Raw genomic sequence first — 22,769 nt, 5'->3', positions numbered from 1 at the left:
GAGGTTTTTGATGACGCTCTATGACTTTTTTCAAAATTTTGCCGGCCCGTTGGCCACAATCTGTGCCGCAAGCGGGGCTTGGTATTTCGCTCGCGCGCAAGTGAAGGTTGCTCAAGAGCAGCGGGTGATTGCCGCCGAAAAGTTAAGGCTGGAGCTTTTTGACAAGCGCTATGAAATCTATGTGTCAGTGCGTGATCTGATTATGGTGGTAATCTCTTCTGGGAACGCAAATTATGGTGATAGCCGTGTCGTTAAAGCGTTAGAAAAAAATCGAGAAGCGGTTTTTCTGTTTGGAGATGATGTTGTAGATTTTGTTTGCAAAATCTCTGAACATGTGGATTTTATTTGTAAATCAAATGAGATATTGTTTGGTCTCTTCGACGAAGAGTTAGACAGAAATGGCGCGCTTAATTCAAAAACTATTGCCGTAGGCAACTTGGAGTCTGCGCTTTCGCGGTTGACAACGATTTTTGCTCGAGAGCTAGGGTTCAGACCATAATATGGTGGCGAAATCGTTCTCGACCGCATCTTCCAGATTGTTGGCCATGCACGCAGGCGCTTCAGGCTCCCGTATGCTAAATCACAATAACCTCTTGGAACATGTCCATGTTGACGCGCTCACCGAAGTCTTCACGGTTCAATGTGAGCAAACATCGCGTCCGCCTGCGCGCGCTGGGTTTTCGGCCGTTTCAGATTTTGGCGCCGGACGTTCGCTCACCCGCGTTCTGGTCCGAGGCACATCGGCAGTCCCTCGCGGTTTCAGCGAGCGCCCATCCGCGTGACGACAAGGCGTTTATTGACGCGGTCTCCGATTGGAAGGACCAATGAAGCGGGGCGAGGTCTGGACGGTGACTGGGGGCGACGATTACGCCGGCAATCCGCTCCGGTCGTCGTGCATCCCGGCGGGGCTTGCTTATAAGCGTAGCGATCTTGAGGTCGAGATTGAACGGGTTGGGGACGAGATTCGCATTCGGCCGGCGCGCCGTTCGCTGGCCGGCGTGCTCGAAAAATTCGAGAAATTCTCGCCGGACTTCATGGCGGAAGGGCGAGACGCGTATGAGCAGGCCGAGCGGGATGAGCGGTGATGGCGCGCTCATATCTCGGCGTCATCGCGGAGAACTGGTTGGCGATTGGGGCGTGAGGCTGTCCGCGCATGAGGACCGCGCCAACCTGAAAGGGGCTCAGTTGCGGGGCGGCGTGGATGGCCGGGACGACGCCCGGCCATGACGACTTCGGGGTGCGTGGCTGAGGCGAAAGTCTCGTTCTCGTGGAGCGCTTGATTTTTGGGGCGCCCGCGAATTTCAACTTAAGATTGTGAGGCGTGACGCAAAAACAGTGAAAATTTGCGCGATTCTTGCGAATTTCGTGTCAAAAAACGTCAAAAAACGTCGATTTTCGCGCATGCACGTCAGCGGTTGCATACAAGATGTAGCGCGGCGGTTTTGGGGTAAGTGCGCCGGATTCATGGCTTTAGAACAATAAGTTGAACTGATTCTGCGTGTTGAAAATGTTTCACGTGAAAACAAAACAGGAACAAAATCGTGTGGCGGCCGCGTTTTCACCCCGAAAATTTGACCGCGGCGGGTTCACTTTTCGCCGCGCTCAGGGCCTCGCCCCGCTTGAGGCTGGCCCTCTGCCGCTGAAGGCATTATGTAAGCGGCGCCACCGCCTTCGGAGTTCCGCGCGTTGTACGATATTTCCGGTCTGTTTCCGGCGAACGAAAGTTCTACCGTCTCCGTCGAGCGCGGCGTCGCGGAATTGCGCGCCGGACGGCCCGTCGTGCTGGTCGAGGGCGCGCAAAAGATTTTGGTCTATCCCGCCGAGCAATTGGATGCGCACGCGGCGGACGTTCTGGACAGGATTGGTGGGGCGCGGCTGATCCTCACCATGCAGCGGCTCGGACGGTTGGGCGTCGAGCGCGACGGGCCGGGGCTGATCGCTCTGCAAAAGATCGACATCGAGCGCATCACCGCGCTGATCCTGGACGAGGACGCGCGCATCGATGCGCCGGTCCAAAAGGCTGTGCCGGGGGAGGAGGCGGCGCTCGATCTGCTGCGTCTCGCCCATCTGCTGCCCGCCGCGATTCTCATCAAACTGGAGGCGCCGGTCGCGGGGCTGAATGAGGTCGCCGGCTGTGACATCCGCGCTTTTCGCGCGCGAAAAATCACGTCCTTGCGTTTGATCGGGCGGGCGCCTGTGCCGCTTGAGGGCGCGCCGCATTCCGAGATCGCCGTGTTTCGCGGCGGCGAGGGGTTGAGGGACCAGGCGGCGGTGATTGTCGGCGATCCCGATCTGTCCGGCCCCGTGCATGTGCGGCTGCATTCGGCCTGTCTGACCGGCGATCTGTTCGGCTCGCTGAAATGCGACTGCGGCGACCAGTTGCGCCACACCGCCAAATTCATGGCCGAGAATGGCGGCGGCGTCATTCTCTATCTGGACCAGGAGGGGCGCGGCAACGGGCTCGCCAACAAGGTGCGCGCTTACGGCTTGCAGGCCAAGGGGCATGACACCTATGACGCCGACGAAATTTTAGGGTTCGGGCTGGACCAGCGCCGCTTCGGCTATGCCGCGCGCATGCTCGACCTCCTGGGCGTGACCCGCGTGCGGCTGATGACCAACAATCCGAAAAAGATCGAGGCTTTGCGCGCCGCCGGGCTGGAGGTCAGCGACCAGCGCATCCAGGGCCGGCCGACGCCGCAGAACATCCATTATCTCGCCACCAAGCGCGACAGGGCAGGCCATTTCCTTGATGTCGACGTTCCCCCCTCCGCCGAAAACTGAGCCCCTTCGGGTCTTCTTCGCCTCGATTGTGATTTTCTGCGCCGCCAGCCTTTATCTGTGCTGGCCGTGGGTGTCGGGACAGGTCACCATCCCCTGGGACGCCAAGGCGCATTTCCAGCCGCAACTGTCCTTCCTCGCTCATTCCCTGCATCGCGGCGCGGCGCCCTGGTGGACGCCCAATGTTTTTGCGGGCATGCCGCAGATCGCCGACCCGCAAAGCCTGATTTTTGCGCCGCTTTATCTGGCGCTGGCCGTGTTGGTCCCCGAGCCGAATTTCCAGCAGGCCGATGGCGTCGCCTTTTTGATGCTGACGCTTGGGGGCATCGGCTGGATGCTCTATTTCCGCGACAAGGGGTTTTTCGCGGCCGGCGGGCTGGTGGCGGCGCTGGCTTTTGCTTACGGCGGTTCGGCGGCCTGGCGCATCCAGCACACCGGGCAAATCCTGAGCTTTTCGTGGTTTCCGCTGGCGTTCTGGGCGCTGAACCGGGCGCTGGATCGGGCGTCGTTCCTGTGGGGCGCGGTCGCCGGGCTGTTCGCCGCCTTCATGGTGTTGGGGCGCGACCAGATCGGCTGGCTGTTTTGTTTGGTGCTCGCCGCCTTCGTGCTCTACCGCGGGTTTGCGTCGCAGGGGGACGGGCTGTCCGTGGGCCGGCGGTTTGCGCGCATGTTTTTGCCGCTGGCGGGCGGCACGCTGGTCGGGCTGGTCGTCGCGGGGCCGGCGCTTTTGTGGACCATTGCGCTGGCGGAGCAATCCAATCGCTCCGAGATCACGCTGGAAGGGGCGATGCGCGGCTCGCTGCATCCGGCCTCCGTCCTGACCGCCTTTGTCGCCAATCTGTTTGACGTGCATGGGCCGCTGTCCGCCTTCTGGGGGCCGCCCTCCCCGGGTTGGGGCGAGACCGGCCTCTACATCGCCCGCAACATGGGCGAGCTTTATTTTGGCGCGCTGCCGGTGGCGGCGCTTTTGGTGTTCGGGGTGGGGCGCGGCTGGGTTTTCCGGGGGCCGGCCTTGTTTTTCTTCGGCGCGCTGCTGGCCATGTATGTCTACGCCATTGGCAAGTACACGCCGGTGTTTCCGGCTCTGTTCGACGTGCCCGGGGCCAATCTGTTCCGCCGCCCGGCGGACGCCACGTTTCAGATCGGCGCCTTCGCCGCTGTGCTCGGCGGGTTCTGCGTTTCCGAATTTTTGCGCGCGTCTGCTGACGCGCGGCGGGCGCGCCTGGGCTTTGCGCTGCTGGGCGCGGTGCTGCTCGCCTGCGTCGGGGTGGCGCTGGCCAAGGGCCATGCGGAGGCGCTTTGGGCGGTCGGTTTTGCGCTGGTGTGCTTTGCTCTGGCGTTCGGCGGGCTGTTTCTCGCGCGCAAAATGCCGGGGCGGCCGGTGCTGGGGCTGCTGCTGATCGGCCTGCCGCTTACCTTCGATCTGTCGATCAACAATGCGCCGAACCAGTCCACGGCGCTGCCGCCGCAAACCTATGACGTGCTGCGCGAGGCGACGCGGAACGAGACGATTCTGTTCCTGAAGGCAAAGCTGGCCGAGAACGGCGGCGACCGCCGCGACCGCGTGGAATTGGCCGCCATCGACTTCCATTGGCCGAACGCCGGGCTGACCCACGGATTCGATATGGACCTCGGTTACAATCCGATTCGTCTGCAGACGTTTATCGATGTGACCCGGGCCAATGACCATGTCGCCGTGCCGGAGCAACGGGTGTTCTCGCCGGCCTTCCCCTCCTACAAATCGCCGATGGCCAATCTGTTCGGCTTGCGCTGGATCGCCACCGGCGTGCCCGCCGAGCAGATCGACACGACGCTCAAGCCGGGCGATCTGCCGCTGGTGAAGCAGACCGCCGACGCCTTTATCTACGAGAACAAGGACGCGCTGCCGCGCGTGCTGGCGCCCGGGCGGGCTGTTGTCGCCGATTTCGCCGCGCTGGCGGAGAAGGGCGGCGTGCCCGATCTCGATTATCGCAAGAATGTGCTGCTGGATCGGGCGGATTGCGCGCGGCTCGGCCTGTGCCAGACGGAGCCCGGCGGCGAGGCCGGCGCGGCGCGGATCGTCACTTACGAAAACACCTTTGTCGATGTCGACGCGACGGCGCCTGCGGGCGGGGGATTCCTCGTGCTCAACGATGTCTGGCAGAACTGGCAGGCGGTTTATGTCGATGGCGTCGAGGCCGAGCTTTTGAAGGCGAACATGATGTTCCGGGCGGTGCGGCTGCCTCCTGGCGCGCACAGGGTGCGGTTCCAGTTCGAGCCGGTGCGGGCGTTCTGGCGGTTTTGGCCGGGCGGTTCGCCCGCGGGGAGAGGATAGGGCGCGATCTTTCCTGAGGACGCTGAAGCCACCGCCCCAGCCCCTCACCCCCCGCCCTCTCCCCGCTAGAGCGGGGCGAGGGAGCTTTTACCCCGCCTTTTTGCAGAGCTGCGCCAGCACCTCCGGCGGCATGACGGCGCAATTGGACGTGGTCGGGAAAATCCCCTGTTTCACGTCGGCGACATAGGACGCGGTCGCTGATTCCATGGCCGATCCGACTTCGGCGTAGCGCTTGTTGTGCCTGAAATTGCGCTCGGTGTAGCCGAGCACGTCGGGGAAGACGAGCACCTGTCCGTCGGTTCCCGGCCCCGCGCCGATGCCGATCGTCGCCGCCTTGATCTCCTTGCTGATGATCCCGGCGAGTTCGGCCGGCACCAGCTCCAGCACCAGCATGTAGACGCCGGCTTCATCCAGCGTCTTCGCCTCGGCGCGCAGGCGCTCGGCCTCGGCGATCGTCTTGCCGTGGACGCGGCGCTCGCCGGTTTGCGGCTCGTAGCCGATGTGGCCGCAGACCGGCACGCCGGCGCCGATCAGCGCCCGCACGATTTCGGCATGCGCGCCCTCGAATTTGACCGCATTGGCGCCGGCCTTTTGCAGGGCCAGCCCACTCTTCACCGCCTGGTCCGGCGTGTCGTAGGTGGCGAAGGGCAGGTCCGAATAAATAAAAGTGTCGGGCGCGCCGCGGCGGACGGCGGCGGTGTGGTGGATCATGTCGGCGAGCGTCACCTCGCGCTCGCTGGCGTAGCCCAAAATGTTCACGCCGACGCTGTCGCCGACCAGGATGGCGTCGATGCCGGCCGCTTGCTGCGCCCGCGCCTGCGGGGCGTCATAGGCGGTCATGGTGGCGATTTTCTCGCCCTGTTTCTTCATCTCGGCGAATTTGGCAAGCAGGCGCATGGCGTCTCATAGGGTTGGCGCCCCGGTTAGGGCGCGAGTTCTCTAGTCAAAGGTCCGGGGAAGGTCCATATGGCTTTCGTTGGCTGGCCGCCCTGTGGATAGCGGCGACAATTTTCCGCGCGCCTTGCATGCGGAATGGGACGATTCCATGTCAGTTAGGCGAGCAATCTGACCTAAAGATGAAATTCACGCCCTCCTTTCTCGACGAGATCCGGGCGCGGCTTCCCATGTCGGAGGTCGCGGGCCAGCGCGTTCGGCTGAAGAAGCAGGGCCGGGAATGGCGCGGCCTGTCGCCGTTCACCGCCGAAAAAACCCCGTCCTTCTATGTGAACGACCAGAAGGGGCAGTTTTTCGATTTCTCCGCGGGCAAGAATGGCGACATCTTTGAATTCGTGATGGAGACGCAAGGCCTGCCCTTTCCCGAAGCGGTGGAGCAGCTCGCCGGTCTCGCCGGCCTCTCCCTGCCGGTGGAGACGGTGGAAAGCGCCGCCGCCGAAAAGAAACGCGCGACTCACCTGGAAGCGCTCGAATTCGCCGCCGATTTTTTCGAGAAAGTTCTGCGCAGCAGCGCGGGAAGCAGGGCGCGCGCCTATCTGGCGGAGCGCGGTATTTCTGAAGAGGCGCGCAAAAAATTTCGGCTCGGCTATGCGCCCAATGAGCGTTTTGCCTTGCGCGATTATCTCGCCGGAAAGGGCTGCGACGCCGAGGTGATGAAGGAGGCGGGCCTGCTCACCCATGGCGAGGGGATCGCCGTCCCCTACGATTTCTTTCGCGACCGCGTGATGTTCCCGATTTGTGACCGCGCCGGAAAAGTCATCGCTTTCGGCGGGCGGGCGATGAGCAAGGAGATCCAGCCGAAATACAAGAATTCGGCGGAGACCCCGCTGTTCCACAAGGGGGCTAACCTCTACAACCTGCATGTCGCTCGCAAGGCGGCGCATGAGCGGGGAACCGTGATCGCCGTCGAGGGCTATGTCGACGTCATCGCCATGAGCATGGTGGGGCTCGACCATGTCGTGGCCGGGCTTGGGACGGCGCTGACGCCGGAGCAATGCGAGCTCCTATGGAAAATGGCGGAGGAGCCGATTCTCTGCTTCGACGGCGACCGCGCCGGGCGAAAGGCGGCGTTCCGCGCCGTCGAAACTGCGCTGCCGTTGATCGGGCCGGGCAAAAGTCTGCGATTCGCGCTTTTGCCCGAGGGGCAGGACCCCGACGATCTCGCCCGGACCGGCGGCGCCGCCGCGCTCGAGGCGGTTTTGGCCGCGGCCAAGCCGATGTCGGAGATGATTTTTGCCCGCGAAGCCGAGGCGCAGCCGCTGGATACGCCCGAGCGCCGCGCCGCCTTCGAGCGGCGGCTGCGCGATTGCGCCGGGCAGATTCGCGACGAGGTTTTGCGCCGCCACTATCTCGACGATTTTCGCGACCGGCAGTTTCAATTGTTCGGACGCGCGCGGCGCGAACCATTCGTCGCCCGGCGGGGCGGCGGTGGGGCGCAGCGTCCAGGAGCGCGCGCGCCGGTCGCCAGCTCCGCGCTGTTGCAATCAAGCCTGTTCTCGCCGCCCAAGGAGGCGCCGGCGCCGCGCGAAACCCTCATTCTCGCGCTGTTGGTCAATCATCCCAATCTGATCGTCCGCCATGCCGAGGATCTCGCCCGGCTTGATTTTGCCGGCGCGGCGGGGGCGAAATTGTGCGACGCGCTGCTGGGGCTGGCCGAGCCCGACATGTCGCCGGAAACGCTGAGGGAAAAGCTCGGCGCCCGAGGATTCGAGGCTTTTTTCGAGAGCTTGGCCAGCAATGCCACACTTTCGACATTGTGGTGCGTAAGGCGAAGCGCCCACGAAAATGACGCAGACGAGGTTTTGCGGCAGGCTCTGGCCTTGCATCGCAAGCAGCGCGCGCTAAATAGGGAATTGCGGCAGGCGGAGGCGGTGCTGGCGAGCGCGCCGAGCGACGCCAATTTCGCCGCTCTTGCGGATATCAAGGCGCAACTTTCGGCGCTCGAGGGCGTGGAGGCGACGATTGAAGGGTTCGGCGCATCCTCGGGTCGCGAAGAGAAAAATGTCTGACGCCAGAGTCGGCGCCGTGCGAAATGGTTTGGTTAAGCGGGCCTTAAAACTTTCCGCGCAACCTGAAGACAAGGGCGACTCAACCCGGTTGGGACGCCGACGATGAATTCTTGAGCTTGTCCGCGTTTCTCACATCGAGGAGCGCGAGCAGGCTCGATTGGCGCTTTCTTTGGCGCCCGCCCGCGGCTTGGGTCGTCGGGCCACGCAGAAAATTCTGGAGTCGCCATATGGCCAAGAAAGACGACGCGAAACCCGAGGGCGAGGCCGCTGCCGATGTCGCCGACAGCCCCTTGCTGGATCTGTCGGACGCCGCCGTCAAGCGCATGATCAAGACCGCGAAAAAACGCGGTTTCGTCACCTATGCCGAATTGAACGCCGTTCTGCCCTCGGAAGAAGTCTCTTCCGACCAGATTGAGGACGTCTATGCGATGCTCAATGAAATGAGCATCAACGTCATCGAGGGCGATGACGCCGAAGAGGCCGAGGAAGAGGGGGCCGCCGAGGAGGAGGAGGCCGAAGCCGGCGAACTGACCGAGGCCGCGCCGACCTCGCGCGCTGTCGCCACCCGCTCGTCCGAACCCGCCGACCGCACCGACGACCCCGTGCGCATGTATCTGCGCGAAATGGGCTCGGTGGAGCTTTTGTCGCGCGAGGGCGAAATCGCCATCGCCAAGCGCATCGAAGCCGGGCGCGAGGCGATGATCGCCGGCCTGTGCGAGAGCCCGCTCACCTTCCAGGCCATCATCATCTGGCGCGACGAACTCGTCGACAGCAAGGTGTTGCTGCGCGAGATCATCGACCTCGAAGCGACCTATGCCGGTCCCGAGGGCAAGGGCGGCGCGGCCGGCGAGGAGGACGCCGAAGAGGAGGGCGAAGCTCCGTCCACGGCGCCCCGCAATCCCCCGGCTGGGCTCGAGGACGAACCGCCGATCCAGGGCGAGAATTTCGACGAGGAAGACGACATGGAGAATTCCGTGTCGCTTTCCGCCATGGAAACCGAGCTGAAGCCCAAGGTTCTGGAGACGTTCGACCGCGTCGCCGACGCCTACAAAAAGCTGCGCCGGCTGCAGGACCAGAATGTCGAGAACAAGCTCAAGAACGAGCAGCTCACCCCGGCCCAGGAGCGCAAGTACAAGACGCTCAAGAAGGAGATCGTCACCGACGTCAAGTCGCTGTCGCTCAACCAGAACCGCATCGACGCGCTGGTCGAGCAGCTCTATGACATCAACCGCCGCCTGATCGGGCTGGAGACCAAGCTGCTGCGGCTCGCCGAAAGCTATGGCGTCGCCCGCGACGATTTCTTCCGCAACTATCATGGCGCGGAGCTCGATCCGAAATGGGTGCTGCGCATCTCGAAATTGGGCGCGCGCGGCTGGCGTGAGCTGGTGGCGGCCTCCAAGGACGAGATCCACGAGCTGCGCAGCGAAATCCATGCGCTCGCCACGGAAACCGGCCTGGAAATCCAGGAGTTCCGCAAGATCGTCCACATGGTGCAGAAGGGCGAGCGCGAGGCCCGTCAGGCCAAGAAGGAAATGGTCGAGGCCAACCTGCGTCTCGTCATCTCCATCGCCAAGAAATACACCAATCGCGGCTTGCAATTCCTCGACCTCATTCAGGAAGGCAACATCGGCCTGATGAAGGCGGTGGACAAGTTCGAGTACCGGCGCGGCTACAAATTCTCGACTTATGCGACCTGGTGGATTCGTCAGGCGATCACCCGCTCGATTGCTGATCAGGCGCGCACCATCCGCATTCCCGTGCATATGATCGAGACGATCAACAAGATCGTTCGGACCTCGCGGCAGATGCTGCACGAGATCGGCCGCGAGCCGACGCCGGAGGAATTGGCCGAAAAGCTCGCCATGCCCCTGGAGAAGGTGCGTAAAGTGCTGAAGATCGCCAAGGAGCCGATCTCGCTCGAAACCCCGATCGGCGACGAGGAGGATTCGCACCTCGGCGATTTCATCGAGGACAAGAATGCGATCCTGCCGATCGACGCGGCGATCCAGTCGAACTTGCGCGAAACCACGACGCGCGTGCTGGCCTCGCTCACCCCGCGCGAGGAGCGCGTGCTGCGCATGCGCTTCGGCATCGGCATGAATACCGATCACACGCTGGAAGAAGTCGGGCAGCAGTTCTCGGTGACGCGCGAACGCATTCGCCAGATCGAGGCCAAGGCGCTTCGCAAACTCAAGCATCCCAGCCGCAGCCGAAAATTGCGGTCGTTCCTCGACAATTGATCCTGGACGCCTGATCCATTGGCCCGCCGGTTTTTCGCCGGCGGGTTTTTTTGTATAAGTGATTCACGTTTGGAGATTTTTTGATGGAATTGACGAAAGCCGCTGTCGAAAAAGCCGACATTCTCAGGCGCGACTGGAATGACGACGAGGACTATTATCAGGGCGCGGAAGAATGGGTGAACATCTTTTGGGAGTTAGGTGGCAAGCACCCGTTCCGTGAAATGTTCGACCGCCTGGATTCCTCGGTGGTGGTGGAGCTGGCCTGTGGCCGCGGCCGGCACAGCTGGCAGATGCGGGATTGGCCGAACCAGAAGATTTTGGTCGACCTGGTCCCCGAAAACATCGAGCTCTGCCAAAAACGTTTCGCCGGCCTCAAGAATTTCCGGTTCATCGTCAACAACGGCGTCGATCTCCACCAGATCGACAGCGGCTCCGTCACCGCCGTGTTCTGCTACGACGCCATGGTGCATTTCGACCATGAGATCGTCTATTCCTATCTCAGGGAGTTCAGGCGAATCCTGCGCCCCGGCGGCATGGCCCTGCTGCACCATTCCAATTATCCGGGAAATCCGGGCGGCGACTACAAGGCCAATCCGAGCTGGCGCTGCTTCATGCCTCCGGGGCTGTTCAAGGACTACGCGATCAAGAGCGGGCTTGAGGTGGTGGAGCAGCGGTGTTTCGGTTGGGGCGAGACCGACGACGTCGATTGCCTGAGCCTGGTCGTCAAGCCTGACGCGCCCGACGCGCCCCAGGCGTCCGATCCCCCACGCCGGCGTCGCCGCTGGCGCGTGCGGCTGCCCTGGCGCCGCCGGTGATCCGTCGGCGCCGCGCCGGGTCGGGCGAGCTCGACATGTGCGCGGCGAGTCGCAGAATTTGCGAACTTTTCCATGGCGCCAACTGCCGAGGCGCCCTAAATTATGCGTGCGGCGCTGCGGGGTGCGTGAGGATATTTCCCCGGGGCCTTACGATCCCCTAGGGAGCTGTCCCTGTCCTTGTCCGTGGACTTGGATACACGGCGCCCACCTACTTTGTAGGTACCCGGGATCCGTCCCACGGCTTTTGTGGCCCGCACTGTTTTTCGCCTCGCCGCATGCGGCATGGCTGTTCGCCGTTTCCGGTTACGTCTGCGGGTTAAATGCCAACACGCACGTCATGCCCGGCCTTTTGCCGGGCATCCACGCCGAGATGCAGGGGAAAATCCTGCGAGGCTTCGCGCTGCAGCGCCGCGTGGATGGCCGGGATGACGATGGCGACTCTTATCTCTTTCGAGATTGTCTCGTGATTGGGAATGATCCGGAGCATTCCCCGCTCAGCCCGACGCCAGTGGGGCGCGGAAACGCCAAAGCTGAGCTGCGGGCGCTCTTCAAGCAGGTCCGCGCGTCGATTCCGCCGGACCATGCGCAGACGGCGGCCCTCGCCATAGCCGAGACGGCTTCGCCTTTTCTTTCGCGCCTCGTCCAGAAAGTCGGCTTGCCGCCGGCCGAAACCCCAATTGCTCTTTACCGCGCGCTTCCGGGCGAACTCGATTGTGCTCCCCTGCTGGCGCTCCTGGTCAAAATGGGTTTTCCCACCCTGCTGCCTTGCGCCGCGGAAAAAGCCACGCCGCTCGCGTTTCGCCTGTGGCGTCCCGGCGACCCGCTGGTCGGCGGGCGTTTCGGCCTGAGCGAGCCCGCGCCAGAGGGCGCGGAAATCACGCCCAAAATTCTGCTGGCGCCGCTGCTCGCCTTTGACGACGCTGGCGGGCGGCTGGGATTTGGCGGCGGCTATTATGATGCGACTCTCGCGCGCCTGCGGGCCGACGACAGATTTCTGGCGGCTGGAGGGCTCGCCTTTTCGCGGCAGCAGGCGGAAAAACTGCCGATGGAAAAACACGACGCGCCCCTCGATTTCGTGGTAACCGAAAAAGACATTCTGAATTTCATGGGAGACAGATGCGGCTTCTCTTCATCGGCGACGTGATCGGCCGCGCTGGCCGGAACGCGATTTCGGAACATGTTCCGGTCCTGCGCAACAAGCTCAAGCTCGATTTCGTCGTCGCCAATGGCGAGAACGCCGCCGGAGGCTTTGGCCTCACCGAACATATCGCCCATGACTTTCTGAACGCCGGGGTGGATTGCGTCACGCTCGGCAACCATTCCTTCGACCAGCGCGAAGCCCTGGTCTTCATCGAGCGCGCGCCGCATGTGCTGCGCCCGATCAACTATCCGCCGGGAACGCCGGGAAAAGGCGCGTGGCTCTACGAGACCAAAGCCGGCGCCCGCGTGCTGGTGGTCAGCGTGCTCGGCCGCGTGTTCATGGACGCCATGGACGATCCTTTCGCCGCGCTCGAGCGGGAATTGTCGGCGTGCCCGCTGGGGCAGGCCGCCGACGCCATCATCGTCGACCTTCATGCGGAGGCGTCGAGCGAGAAGCAGGCGCTGGGCAATTTCGTCGACGGACGCGTCTCCCTGGCGGTGGGCACGCACACCCATGTGCCCACGGCGGACTGGCGCATCCTGCCGCATGGCACGGCGTTCCAGAGCGACGCCGGCATGACCGGCGACTATGATTCCGTGATCGGCATGGACAAGGACGAGCCGATCCGGCGGTTTATTCGCAAGACGCCGGGGTCGCGGTTCGAGCCGGCCGACGGCCCCGCGACCCTGTGCGGCCTGTTTGTCGAGACCGGCGCGGATGGTCTGGCGAAACGCGTCGAGCCCGTTCGGGTCGGCGGCCTTTTGGCGCAGGCGCTGCCGGACGTTTAATTTTTTCTTCGCACGTCATTGCGCCGCAACCGGGGCGCCTTTTCAGGCTCTTCGCGCGCGTTTATAAGGCGCGGTCGATTTTCCGCCCGTTTCTCCGCCGGGCGCTTTCCACAGAGATCAGGGACAAAGATGGCCGGCCATAGTCAATTTAAAAACATCATGCACAAGAAGGGGAAGCAGGACGCGATCCGCTCCAAGATCTTCTCCAAGCTGGCCCGCGAAATCACCGTCGCCGCGAAGATGGGCATGCCCGATCCCGCGATGAACCCGCGCCTGCGCCTTGCCGTTCTGGCGGCTCGCGCGGAAAACATGCCCAAGGACAATATCGAGCGCGCCATCAAGAAGGCGGCCGGCGGCGACACCGAAAACTATGACGAGGTGCGCTATGAGGGCTATGCCCCGGGCGGCGTCGCCGTGATCATCGAGGCGCTCACCGACAACCGCAACCGCACCGCGGGCGAAGTGCGCTCCTATTTCACTAAGGCGGGCGGCGCTTTGGCCGAAACCGGCGCGGTCTCCTTCATGTTCGACCATGTCGGCCTGATCCAATACGACGCCAAGGCCGCGAGCGAGGACGCGATGATGGAGGCGGCGATCGAAGCCGGCGCCGACGATGTCGCCAGCGATGAGGACGGCCACGAGATCACCACCAGCCTCGAAGGTCTGGCGGAAGTGACCAAGGCGCTGGAGGCGAAATTCGGTGAGCCCACGTCGTCCAAACTGGTTTGGAAACCGCAGAACAATATTGCGGTCGACGACGAGGCCGGCGAAAAGATCCTCAAGCTGATCAACGCGCTCGAAGACAATGACGACGTGCAGAACGTCTACGCCAATTTCGAGATTTCCGACGCGCTGATGGCCAAACTCGGCGGCTGAGCCTTTCTCCTTTTAGTGCGGCGGGCTTCGGTTCGCCGCTCATTCATCATTTGAGGCATTCAAATCTTCGAGCGCGATCGTGTCGGAGCTTCCGAGTTCGCGCAGCGCCCGAACCGCCAACCGCCGCAGCGCTTCGACCCGTTCCGGCGTATCAGGCTGTCTTTCCCGCCAGGCGTCGAGCGCCGTCAGGTCCGGTTCCGCCAAAGTCACGCAAATCCGCGCGTCTGTATCCTGCGCTTTGGTTTCCATGCGAATTCCCTTTTCGCAGATACGGCGCCGGGCGGCAAAAGTTCCCCGCCTGGGTCAAGCTTTTAGCGCGCGTTCGGAACTCCCGTTCGCCGAACGCGCTCTCGTTCTTTTTCGACTCATTGTCTTCGCCCGAACCGGCATTCGCTTCGCTCGAAATGCTCTAGAAGACGCCCGGGAAGAGCCACCAGCTGCGCTTGCGGTAGTCCGCCCATCCCGCGTGCCGGGACAGGCTCGCCTCCTTCATCGCCATATTCGAGGCGAACAGGACCAGCCAGACGCAGGCCAGGATGGCGAAGGCGAGCCAATGCCAGACCATCAGCGCGAAACTGCCGTAGATCATGATCTCGCCGAGATAATTGGGGTGGCGGACATAACGGAAGATGCCGTCCGTGATCAGCCCCGGTTTGAGGCGCAAGGTGAAGAATTTCTGAGCGTCCGCCGCGATCATGATCGCGCAGCCGAGGAGGCACAGGCTCACGCAGAGGCAGAACCAGGCATTGATCGGCAAGGGATAGGCCGGCGTCGTATTGGCCGAAATCAACAGCCATCCGATGACCCAATACCAGGCTAAAACCCCGGCGAACATGTTTATTGCGCCGCCGAGCGTCACCCTGGGCTCCCAGCTCGGGTCCGGAAAGGCGTTTGCCTTGAGCAGCCAGACCAGGCCGTAGCCGCCATGCATGGCGGCGTAGATCCAGGCGGCGTCGGTGGCGTTCTGGTAACGCCACAGCATGAGCAGATAGACCGGAAAACTCCCGGCCTTCTGAAAGTTGATCACCCAGGCGGCCTTCAACACCTTCGGGCCGCCGGGGAAATCGAAAACGGCGCCGTTCAAGACGGCGCGCACTTTTATGGCCCACGCGGGAGCGGCGTTCGGCGCCGCTGTGGGATGAACGTCCGACATCTCAGGTCGCGGCCCGCTGGATTTGCGACAGCGGCGCCGCGAATGGCTGTTGGAACAACAAGGCCTCGCCGTTCGCGTGTGCGGTCGCGTGGCTCATGATCGCCTCCCATCCCCGCCGCATCTTCGGACAATTTTGCGTCGGCGAAAAGAGGTCGGCGACCGCAAGCGGTCGCCGGATTTTTCAGTCCTTGTTGTCGACCCCGGCCGACGCAAAAGTCGCCATGTCGCGGTGGCAGGCGACCGCGGCCTTCACAATGCCCATGGCCATGGCCGCGCCCGAGCCTTCGCCCAGGCGCATGCCCAGGTCGAGAAGGGGCTTTTTGCCGAAACGGCGCAACACCTCGGCATGCGCGCCTTCGGGCGACAGATGGCCGGCGAGGCAATGGTCCAGCGCCGTGGGGTCGATGGCGTGCAGGACGGCGGCGGCGGAGCAGGCGACATAGCCGTCGAGCAGGACGGGAATGCGCTCCATGCGCGCCGCCAGAATGCCGCCGGCCATGGCGGCGATCTCGCGTCCGCCTAGGCGCCGCAGCACTTCCCAGGGCGTGGTGAGCTCGGGCTTGTGCAGCGCGACGGCGCGCTCGACCGCCGAGGCCTTGCGCTTCAAACCCTCGTCGTCGAGGCCGGTGCCGCGCCCGACCCAGTCCGACGCCTTGCCGCCATAGAGCGCGTGATAAATGGCGGCGGCGGCGGTGGTGTTGCCGATGCCCATTTCGCCGAACGCCAGCAGATCGGCGCCTCCGGCGATGGCCTCCATGCCGAAGGCGACGGTGCCGGCGCATTCGCGCTCCTCGAGCGCGGGAGCCTCGGTGAAATCCTTGGTGGGGATTTGCAGCGCCAGTTCAAACACTTTGAGGCCGGCGCCCCAGGTCGCGCAGATCTGGTTGACCGCCGCGCCGCCCGCCGAAAAATTTTTGAGCATCTGCTCGGTGACGCTGGCGGGGAAAGGCGAAACCCCTTGCTTGGTCACGCCGTGGTTGCCGGCGAACACCACCACAGTGGGGCGGTCGACTGTGGGCTTTTCCTTGTCCTGCCAGGCGGCGAGATGCTCGACGATCTCTTCCAGGCGGCCGAGCGCGCCTGGCGGTTTCGTCAGCTGCGCGTCGCGGGCGCGCACCGCCGCGACGGCCTGGGCCGACGGCCCCGGCATGGTCTTGATGAGAATGTTGAAGGCGTCGAAGGGATGTTCGCTGGAATGATCGTGGGACATGGGAGCCTTAGGGAGTTGAACTCTGGCGGTGCTCTTAGCGCATATTCCCGAAAAGTGTGCGCGGTTTTCGGCCCAGAATATGCGCGATGTCAAAAATGACCCATGTCTCCGCGGAGGGGAAATCGCGCCTGCGCAAATCGCCGAGGAATTATCGCTCGCCGCAGGAATCCAGCGCCAGCGCCACCGCGGCGGCGCGCGCCTCGCGCAGCGCCTCGATGTTTTGCGGCGGCGCGTCGAGTTCGCGACAGGCCTGAAGCGCCGCGTCGATCAGCCGCGCCTTGGGCCAGGGCGCGCCGGCGCGGCCGGGATAGGCGCGATAGTCGCAGGCGCAGACGCTCAAGAAATTCTCGAAACGCTCCGGCGCGTCGAAGGCGCCGTTGCGCTCCAGCAGCATGGCGAGCGGTCCCGCGCGCATCCGCGAGATTTTTTGCGCGCGCTCGCATTCGTGCAGGGCCTGCAGCGCGAGGTCGCGGCAGTCCTGGGGCGCGTCGAGGCGTTCGGCGAGCGCGAGCAGGCGCGGCGCGCCGCGCTCGATGTGGCGATAATGCGCGGGCCAATGTTCGCGCGGCGAATCCGATTTGCCCACATCCTTGACCAGCAGCGCGAAGCGCACGGCGAGGGGCGCGGAGATTTTCGCCGCCTCGTCCAGCGCGGTTTCAATGAGATCGCCGATGTCGACGCTGGCGGGTTCGGCGGCCAGTTGCGGCACGCCATAAAGCGCGGCGACCTCGGGCAGAAACTGCTCCAGCGCCCCGATCTCCTCGAGATAATGCAGCATGCGTCCGGGCGCGCGGCCCATCAGGGCGCGCGAAAACTCCGGCCAGAGGCTTTCGGGCGGGATGTCGAGCAGAAAACCCGCCTCGACCTGTTGCGACAGCAGGTCGAGTTCATCCGGCTCGGGCCGGGCGCCTTCCGCCAGCAAGGCGACATGGCGGATCAGCCCAAGCCCTGGATCGAGTTGCGCGAAAATCGACAAGGCGGCCTCCCCGGGATCGCATGGTCTGCGAGCCCTGCAAGCGCCTTGCCAGAGTCAGGCGACCTCTTCGCGGAGCTGGCGCGGCAGCGGGAACGAGACATCTTCGGTGGCGGTCGTGACCGTTTCGATGTCCAGCTCGTATTTTTCGGCGAAGGCCGCGAGGATTTCCTCGACCAGAACCTCCGGCGCCGAGGCTCCGGCGGTCACGCCCAGCGACTTGATGCCTTCGAGCTTCGACCAGTCGATGTCTTCGGCCCGCAGGACCAACTGCGAGGTCGGGCAGCCGCTGCGCTCAGCCACCTCGCGTAGCCGTTGCGAGTTCGACGAATTCGGCGAGCCCACCGCGACGAAAGCGTCGACCTTGGCGGCGATGGCCTTGACGGCCGCCTGGCGGTTGGTGGTGGCGTAGCAGATGTCCTGGCGATGCGGACCGACAATGTCGGGATAGCGCGCCTGAAGCGCGGCGACCACGGCCGACATGTCGTCGATCGACAAGGTTGTCTGGGTGACATAGGCGAGATTGTCGCTTGGCGAGAACGGCAGAGCCGCGACATCCTCGGCGCTCTCGACCAGGACCACGGAGCCCTCGGGCAATTGGCCCATGGTGCCCACCACTTCCGGATGGCCCTTGTGGCCCACCAGAATGATCTTCAGATTGCGGCGATGGTGCAGTTCGGCTTCGAGATGCACCTTTTTCACCAACGGGCAGGTGGCGTCGATCGCCAGGAGATTGCGGCGCTCGGCCTCGCTCGGCACCGTCTTCGGCACGCCATGGGCGGAAAACACCACGGGCTGGCCGCTGTCGGGAACCTCATCGAGCTCCTTGACGAAAATCGCGCCCTTTTTCTTCAGCCCTTCAACCACATAGCGGTTGTGCACGATCTCGTGGCGCACATAGACCGGCGCGCCGAACTGGCGCAGCGCGTGTTCGACGGTGTTGATCGCCCGGACGACGCCCGCGCAAAAACCGCGCGGCGCGCACAGCAGGATTTTCAGGGTCGGCTTCTGGCTCATATCGTCCTCGTGGTTGCCTCTCTTTTCAGCAGCCTTCGCTCCAGTGTCAAGCAGAAGCATGACACATGCAAGCCGCCCCCGTTTCGCCGCCTTCTGCGCCTAAGTCGAAGGGGCGGCGATTCGCCCGCGACCAGCGCCCCAAAACAAAATCATGCATGACCTGACCGGCGAGTCCTTTCTCGTCCCGACTCTTATTTTGCTCGCCTCCGCGGTGATTTTCGCGCCTTTGTTCCGGCTCGCGGGACTGGGGTCCGTCATCGGCTATCTCGCCGCCGGCATGGTGATCGGTCCGTCCGGCCTGGCTCTGGTCGCGGAGCCCGGCATGATCCTGAACATTTCGCAGCTCGGCGTCGTCCTGCTGCTGTTCCTGATCGGCCTGTCGCTGAAGCCCGCGCGACTGAAAGCCATGCGCCGCGACATTATGGTGCTCGGCGTCAGCCAGATGGTCGTCACGGCCCTGCCGATCGGGCTGGCCGCCTGGAGCCTGCTCGGCCTGAGCGCGTTCGGCGCGCTGGCGACCGGCGTGGCGCTGGCCTTTTCCTCCACGGCGATCGCCATGCAATTGCTCGACGAGCGCGGCGACGCGCAGACGACCTACGGGCGTCGCGCCTTTTCCGTGCTGCTCGCCCAGGACATTGCGGTGGCGCCGCTGCTCGCCGCCATTCCCTTTTTCGGCGGCGGCTCCTCGCTCACCGGCGCCATGCATGACGCGCTGATCGATCTGTCGAAAGCCTTCGCGGCGCTCGCCTTCGTCATCCTGGCGGGTCACTGGGCGCTCAACCCGCTGTTCCGGCTGCTGGCGCGCGCGGGGGCGCGCGAAATCCTCACCGCGAGCGCCCTGCTCATCGTGCTCGGCGCCGCCGTCCTGATGCAGTCCGTCGGCATGTCCATGGCGCTCGGCGCCTTCTTGGCCGGCATCCTGCTGTCCGAGTCCAATTTCCGCCACCAGCTCGAAGCCGATATCGAGCCGTTCCGCGGGCTGCTGATGGGTCTGTTCTTCATGTCCGTGGGCATGTCCGTGGACCAGAAACTGGTGGTCGAGCATATCGGCTGGCTCGCCGGCGCCTCGGCGGCGCTGCTTGCGGTGAAGACGGCGATCATGTTCGGTTTGTTCCGCTTCAACGGCTTTTCGAACCGCGAGGCTTTGAGCGCAGCGGGCGTGTTGACGCCCGCGGGCGAATTCTCCTTCGCCATCTTTCCGCTCGCGGCGCAGACCGCGCTCATCCCCGGCGCCGATTCCAGCCTGCTCTCGGCGCTTGCCGCCATCGCCATGGTCGCCGGTCCCTTCCTCGCCAAGATCACCGATATGCTCGTCGCCCGCTTTTCGCCGGAGCCGGCGTCGGCGGACGCGCCCGAGGCGCCGCCGCCGGTCATTCCCAAGGCGCGGCGCGGCAAGATCCTGGTGGTCGGGTTCGGGCGTTTCGGCCAGATCGCCGTGCAGCCGCTGCTCGCCGAGCGCATCGACGTCACCGTGATCGACACCTCCGTCGAGCGCATCCGCAACGCCGGCAAATTCGGTTTCAAGGTCTATTATGGCGACGGCTGCCGGCTCGACGTGCTGCGCGCCGCCGGCGCCGGCGAGGCCAAGATCATCGCCGTCTGCGTCGGCGACCGCCAGACCGCCAACGCCATTGTCGACCTGTGCCGCGAACATTTCCCGGTCGCCAAAATTTTCGCGCGCGCCTACGACCGCATTCACGCCATCGACCTGCTCGAGCGCGGCGTCGATTTCCAGCTGCGCGACACCCTGGAATCCGCCTTCGCCTTTGGCGGAGCGGCTTTGTGCGAATTGACCGGCGATTCCGAGCGCGCTCGCGAAGGCGTTGAGGCGGCGCGAAGCCGCGACCTCGACCGCCTCGCCATCCAGCAGGCCGGCGGTCCCGCGCCGCCGTACCTGCCCCCGGATCGGCCGCGTTTTTCGCCGGAACCTTTGGTCAAGCCCGCCGGCAAATCCCGTGGCCTGACCAAGGAGAGTCAAGATATTGTCGAGAGCGGCGGCGTGTGACAAAACGCCGCAATTCCGCGTTTACCGTGCGAAAGCTCGTCAAGTCTTAATTTTGTGTTAATATTTTTCCGCGCGTTCAAGATCGGACGTCCGCTTCTACGGCGAGAGACGCAAATGGTTGACTCACCTTCCCCTGTTGAATCCGCCCACGGCGGCAAAATCGGCGAACTCGCCGAGCAATTCGGTCTTTCTCTCGAAAAGGCGAAAGCGGCGATCGAGTCGCTGGGTCCGACCCTCGCCCATGACGCCGAAGACCTGATCGCCAAGGTTTCGGCCGAGATCGAAGTCGACGCCGAGAAGCTGAAGGGCTTCGCTACGGCCTTCGCCGAACTGGCGGCGCGCGGCGTCGACACCGCCGTCTCGGCCATCGCGCCGGAATCTCCCGCGCAGCCATTTGAGCCCGTGGCGGTCGCGCCCGTCGCTCCGGCGCCCGTCGCCGAGGCGCCCAAGCCTGCTCCCGCTCCGGCCGCCGCTGCTGCGCCTGCCGCTGCTGCGCCTGCCGCCGCGCGTGCGGCGCTGTCGCCCGGTCTCGGCGCCGCGGTGAGCAGCGTGATCAATCCGCTGTTCGACTGGATCGGCAAGGCGCTCCTGAAAAAGAAATAAGACGGCTTCGGCCGCATGGGGCGGGTTGCGCGGTCCGCAAGATTGCGCAAATCGCGGCCACGCTTTATCTAAGGGCCATGGCGCAAGGGCGTCGGCGCTTGCCGGCGCCTTTGCGCGCGTCTGGAGCGAGCGCCGCCGCCTCGCTCTGCCCTAATCGTGTCGAAAGAGTTTCATGGCCCGCGACGTCATTGATGAACACGTGATCTCGTCGCGCGACGAACTGGTGGGCTGGTTCGAGGCGGGCAGCAAGCCCAACGGCCCGTTCCGCGTCGGCACTGAGCACGAAAAAATCCCGTTCTTCCAGATCGACGACCGCCCCGTGCCCTATGGCGGACGGGGCGATTGCGCCTGCGGCATCGGTTCGCTGCTCGAGTCCTTGCGCGCCGCGCAGGGCTGGGAGCCGATCGAGGACGAGGGGGTGTTGATCGGCCTGTTCGATCCGGTCGGCGGCGGCGCCATTTCGCTCGAGCCCGGCGGCCAGTTCGAACTCTCCGGCGCGCCCTTCGACAACACCCACGAAACCGCCGCCGAACTCGACGCGCATTTCGCCGCTTTGGCGCCGGCGGCCGAAAGCTGCGGCATCGGCTTTCTCGATCTCGGCATGAGCCCGGTCTGGCGGCGCGCCGAGACGCCGGTCATGCCCAAGCAGCGCTACGACATTATGGCGCGCTACATGCCCAAGGTCGGTTCGCTCGGCCTCGACATGATGTTCCGCACCTCGACGGTGCAAACCAACATCGATTTCGCCTCCGAAGCCGATATGGTGGAAAAACTGCGGCTGGGCCTGAGCCTGCAGCCGCTGATCACGGCTTTGTTCGCCAACTCCCCCTTCACCGACGGCAAGCCCAACGGTTTTCTGTCGATGCGCTCGCAGATTTGGACCGACACCGATGCGGCCCGGACGGGCATGCTGCCCTTCGCCTTCCAGCCGGGCATGGGGTTTGAGGCCTATGTCGATTACGCGCTGGACGTGCCGCTCTATTTCGTCAAGCGCGGCGACATTTATCACGATGTCGCCGGCGCCTCGTTCCGCGACTTGCTCGCGGGCAAGCTGGCGGCTCTGCCGGGCGAGCGCGCGACCATCTCCGACTGGGCCAATCACCTCTCGACCATTTTCCCCGAGGTGCGGCTGAAGCGCTATATCGAGATGCGCGGCGCCGATGTCGGGCCGAAGAGCCATATTCTCGCCCTCACCGCCTTCTGCGCCGGCCTGTTCTATGACGCGCAGGCCAGCGCCGCCGCCTGGGATCTGGTCAAGCATTGGACCGACGAGGACCGCTCCGCCGTGCGTTTGAGCGTTCCGCGCGAGGGTCTGGCGGCGAAGGCGGCGGGTGTCAGCCTGCTCGATCTCGCGCGCAAAATTCTGCCGATGATCCGGGAAGGGCTGGAACGGCGTGGCCGTCTCGATGAGGCCGGCCGCAGCGAGGCGATCTATCTGGCGCCTCTGGAGGAAATCGCGGCTTCGGGCGAAAACCTCGCGAGCAAGCGGCTCGCGCTTTATAAGAGCGACTGGCGCGGCGACATCAAGCGCGTTTTCGTCGACTGCGTTTACTGATTGCCGGTGAAATTCATCTGCTTCAGCCGCACATGCTGTTCCGGCGCATAGGCGTTGACCGCGTGCGGCATGGGCTGCGGATTGGCGCTGGGCGCGGGCGGCAGGGGCGCGGCGAACAGGCTGCGCGCGTCATAGGCCAATCCCGGACGCGCTTCGAGCCGCATGCGGCCATGTTCCTGGGCGAAAGCGGGCGCCCCGAGGCTGGGGCAGAGAAGGGCGCAGGCGAGCAGGAGGCGGCGCTGGACTGCGATCATGCGGACAGGCTCCGTTTCATGCTTATGTTTCACCGCAACAAAGTGGCGACATCATGTCGCGTCCGCCGGGACGCAAGCCTCGCG

At 64.1% G+C, this 22,769-nt stretch carries 22 protein-coding genes and 1 other RNA gene; 15 read left to right on the top strand and 8 right to left on the bottom strand.

Features of this window, described 5'->3' with window-relative positions; all coding sequences use genetic code 11:
- Nucleotides 1-10: 10 nt before the first annotated feature.
- The 5 genes from M2320_RS12795 to M2320_RS12775 all read left to right on the top strand — a co-directional run bounded on the left by M2320_RS12795 (nucleotide 11) and on the right by M2320_RS12775 (nucleotide 5,092).
- Nucleotides 11-499, top strand: coding sequence for a hypothetical protein (locus M2320_RS12795; RefSeq protein ID WP_264597611.1), 489 nt, complete (start codon nucleotides 11-13; stop codon nucleotides 497-499).
- A 101-nt stretch (nucleotides 500-600) separates the two neighbouring features.
- Nucleotides 601-828, top strand: coding sequence for an antitoxin MazE family protein (locus M2320_RS12790; RefSeq protein ID WP_319801436.1), 228 nt, complete (start codon nucleotides 601-603; stop codon nucleotides 826-828).
- Nucleotides 825-1,085 (top strand): AbrB family transcriptional regulator, encoded by a 261-nt coding sequence (locus tag M2320_RS12785; RefSeq protein WP_264597609.1) that lies wholly within the window; start codon nucleotides 825-827, stop codon nucleotides 1,083-1,085. The genes M2320_RS12790 and M2320_RS12785 overlap by 4 nt, the downstream gene beginning before the upstream one ends.
- A gap of 601 nt (nucleotides 1,086-1,686) precedes the next feature.
- A complete protein-coding gene (gene ribA / locus M2320_RS12780) occupies nucleotides 1,687-2,781 on the top strand; it encodes a GTP cyclohydrolase II RibA (RefSeq protein ID WP_264597608.1) in 1,095 nt (364 codons plus the stop codon).
- Nucleotides 2,750-5,092, top strand: coding sequence for a YfhO family protein (locus tag M2320_RS12775; RefSeq protein WP_264597607.1), 2,343 nt, complete (start codon nucleotides 2,750-2,752; stop codon nucleotides 5,090-5,092). The genes ribA and M2320_RS12775 overlap by 32 nt, the downstream gene beginning before the upstream one ends.
- Before the next feature lie 87 nt (nucleotides 5,093-5,179).
- Here M2320_RS12775 and panB read toward each other — a convergent pair whose 3' ends face one another.
- Nucleotides 5,180-5,989: a 3-methyl-2-oxobutanoate hydroxymethyltransferase gene (gene panB, locus M2320_RS12770; protein ID WP_264597606.1), complete on the bottom strand. Its 810-nt coding sequence runs from the start codon at nucleotides 5,987-5,989 to the stop codon at nucleotides 5,180-5,182.
- Between the two features lie 179 nt (nucleotides 5,990-6,168).
- Here panB and dnaG point away from each other — a divergent pair, with 179 nt between their 5' ends.
- From dnaG to ssrS, 4 genes are all read left to right on the top strand, one after another.
- A complete protein-coding gene (dnaG, locus tag M2320_RS12765; RefSeq protein ID WP_264597605.1) occupies nucleotides 6,169-8,055 on the top strand; it encodes a DNA primase in 1,887 nt (628 codons plus the stop codon).
- 227 nt (nucleotides 8,056-8,282) lie between these two features.
- Nucleotides 8,283-10,295, top strand: coding sequence for an RNA polymerase sigma factor RpoD (gene rpoD, locus M2320_RS12760; protein WP_184426963.1), 2,013 nt, complete (start codon nucleotides 8,283-8,285; stop codon nucleotides 10,293-10,295).
- Nucleotides 10,296-10,378: 83 nt separating this feature from the next.
- On the top strand, nucleotides 10,379-11,110 hold the full coding sequence (locus M2320_RS12755; protein ID WP_264597604.1) for a class I SAM-dependent methyltransferase: 732 nt from the start codon (nucleotides 10,379-10,381) through the stop codon (nucleotides 11,108-11,110).
- 108 nt (nucleotides 11,111-11,218) lie between these two features.
- Nucleotides 11,219-11,366, top strand: a non-coding RNA gene (ssrS, locus tag M2320_RS12750) — 6S RNA.
- 60 nt (nucleotides 11,367-11,426) lie between these two features.
- Here the strand turns inward: ssrS and M2320_RS12745 are convergent.
- Complete coding sequence (locus tag M2320_RS12745) at nucleotides 11,427-11,597, bottom strand: hypothetical protein (protein ID WP_264597603.1); 171 nt, start codon at nucleotides 11,595-11,597, stop codon at nucleotides 11,427-11,429.
- Here M2320_RS12745 and M2320_RS12740 point away from each other — a divergent pair.
- The 3 genes from M2320_RS12740 to M2320_RS12730 all read left to right on the top strand — a co-directional run bounded on the left by M2320_RS12740 (nucleotide 11,574) and on the right by M2320_RS12730 (nucleotide 13,915).
- Nucleotides 11,574-12,254, top strand: coding sequence for a 5-formyltetrahydrofolate cyclo-ligase (locus M2320_RS12740; RefSeq protein WP_264597602.1), 681 nt, complete (start codon nucleotides 11,574-11,576; stop codon nucleotides 12,252-12,254). The two genes, M2320_RS12745 and M2320_RS12740, sit on opposite strands and share 24 nt — an antisense overlap.
- Nucleotides 12,227-13,039 (top strand): TIGR00282 family metallophosphoesterase, encoded by an 813-nt coding sequence (locus M2320_RS12735; protein ID WP_264597601.1) that lies wholly within the window; start codon nucleotides 12,227-12,229, stop codon nucleotides 13,037-13,039. The genes M2320_RS12740 and M2320_RS12735 overlap by 28 nt, the downstream gene beginning before the upstream one ends.
- A 129-nt stretch (nucleotides 13,040-13,168) precedes the next feature.
- Complete coding sequence (locus tag M2320_RS12730; RefSeq protein WP_264597600.1) at nucleotides 13,169-13,915, top strand: YebC/PmpR family DNA-binding transcriptional regulator; 747 nt, start codon at nucleotides 13,169-13,171, stop codon at nucleotides 13,913-13,915.
- Between the two features lie 39 nt (nucleotides 13,916-13,954).
- Here the strand turns inward: M2320_RS12730 and M2320_RS12725 are convergent, their stop codons facing one another.
- From M2320_RS12725 to ispH, 5 genes are all read right to left on the bottom strand, one after another.
- A complete protein-coding gene (locus M2320_RS12725) occupies nucleotides 13,955-14,164 on the bottom strand; it encodes a hypothetical protein (RefSeq protein ID WP_264597599.1) in 210 nt (69 codons plus the stop codon).
- Between the two features lie 160 nt (nucleotides 14,165-14,324).
- Nucleotides 14,325-15,068: a methyltransferase family protein gene (locus M2320_RS12720; RefSeq protein WP_264597598.1), complete on the bottom strand. Its 744-nt coding sequence runs from the start codon at nucleotides 15,066-15,068 to the stop codon at nucleotides 14,325-14,327.
- A 181-nt stretch (nucleotides 15,069-15,249) separates the two neighbouring features.
- Nucleotides 15,250-16,278, bottom strand: a complete 1,029-nt coding sequence (gene cobT, locus M2320_RS12715) for a nicotinate-nucleotide--dimethylbenzimidazole phosphoribosyltransferase (RefSeq protein WP_264597597.1) — start codon at nucleotides 16,276-16,278, stop codon at nucleotides 15,250-15,252.
- Between the two features lie 148 nt (nucleotides 16,279-16,426).
- Nucleotides 16,427-17,254: a tRNA nucleotidyltransferase gene (locus M2320_RS12710; RefSeq protein WP_264597596.1), complete on the bottom strand. Its 828-nt coding sequence runs from the start codon at nucleotides 17,252-17,254 to the stop codon at nucleotides 16,427-16,429.
- Nucleotides 17,255-17,308: 54 nt separating this feature from the next.
- The gene (gene ispH, locus M2320_RS12705; protein ID WP_184426972.1) at nucleotides 17,309-18,268 is read right to left on the bottom strand and encodes a 4-hydroxy-3-methylbut-2-enyl diphosphate reductase; all 960 of its coding nucleotides are present in this window, start codon (nucleotides 18,266-18,268) and stop codon (nucleotides 17,309-17,311) included.
- Nucleotides 18,269-18,419: 151 nt separating this feature from the next.
- On the opposite strand from ispH, the gene M2320_RS12700 reads away from it, so the two are divergent.
- From M2320_RS12700 to M2320_RS12690, 3 genes are all read left to right on the top strand, one after another.
- Nucleotides 18,420-20,273 carry a monovalent cation:proton antiporter-2 (CPA2) family protein gene (locus tag M2320_RS12700; RefSeq protein ID WP_264597595.1) on the top strand — a complete coding sequence of 618 codons (1,854 nt, stop codon included), beginning with the start codon at nucleotides 18,420-18,422 and terminating at the stop codon, nucleotides 20,271-20,273.
- A 114-nt stretch (nucleotides 20,274-20,387) separates the two neighbouring features.
- The gene (locus M2320_RS12695) at nucleotides 20,388-20,876 is read left to right on the top strand and encodes a hypothetical protein (RefSeq protein WP_264597594.1); all 489 of its coding nucleotides are present in this window, start codon (nucleotides 20,388-20,390) and stop codon (nucleotides 20,874-20,876) included.
- 172 nt (nucleotides 20,877-21,048) lie between these two features.
- Nucleotides 21,049-22,431, top strand: a complete 1,383-nt coding sequence (locus M2320_RS12690; protein ID WP_264597593.1) for a glutamate--cysteine ligase — start codon at nucleotides 21,049-21,051, stop codon at nucleotides 22,429-22,431.
- Here the strand turns inward: M2320_RS12690 and M2320_RS12685 are convergent.
- Entirely contained in the window at nucleotides 22,425-22,685 is a 261-nt protein-coding gene (locus tag M2320_RS12685) for a hypothetical protein (protein WP_264597592.1), read from the bottom strand. The genes M2320_RS12690 and M2320_RS12685 overlap by 7 nt on opposite strands.
- Nucleotides 22,686-22,769 lie beyond the last annotated feature (84 nt).

Origin of the sequence: Rhodoblastus acidophilus, assembly GCF_025961575.1 — a bacterium.
GTDB classification, from domain to species: Bacteria; Pseudomonadota; Alphaproteobacteria; order Rhizobiales; family Beijerinckiaceae; genus Rhodoblastus; species Rhodoblastus acidophilus_C.
Note: the sequence above shows the minus strand (reverse complement) of the source record. Positions and strands in the feature narration are given on the sequence as shown.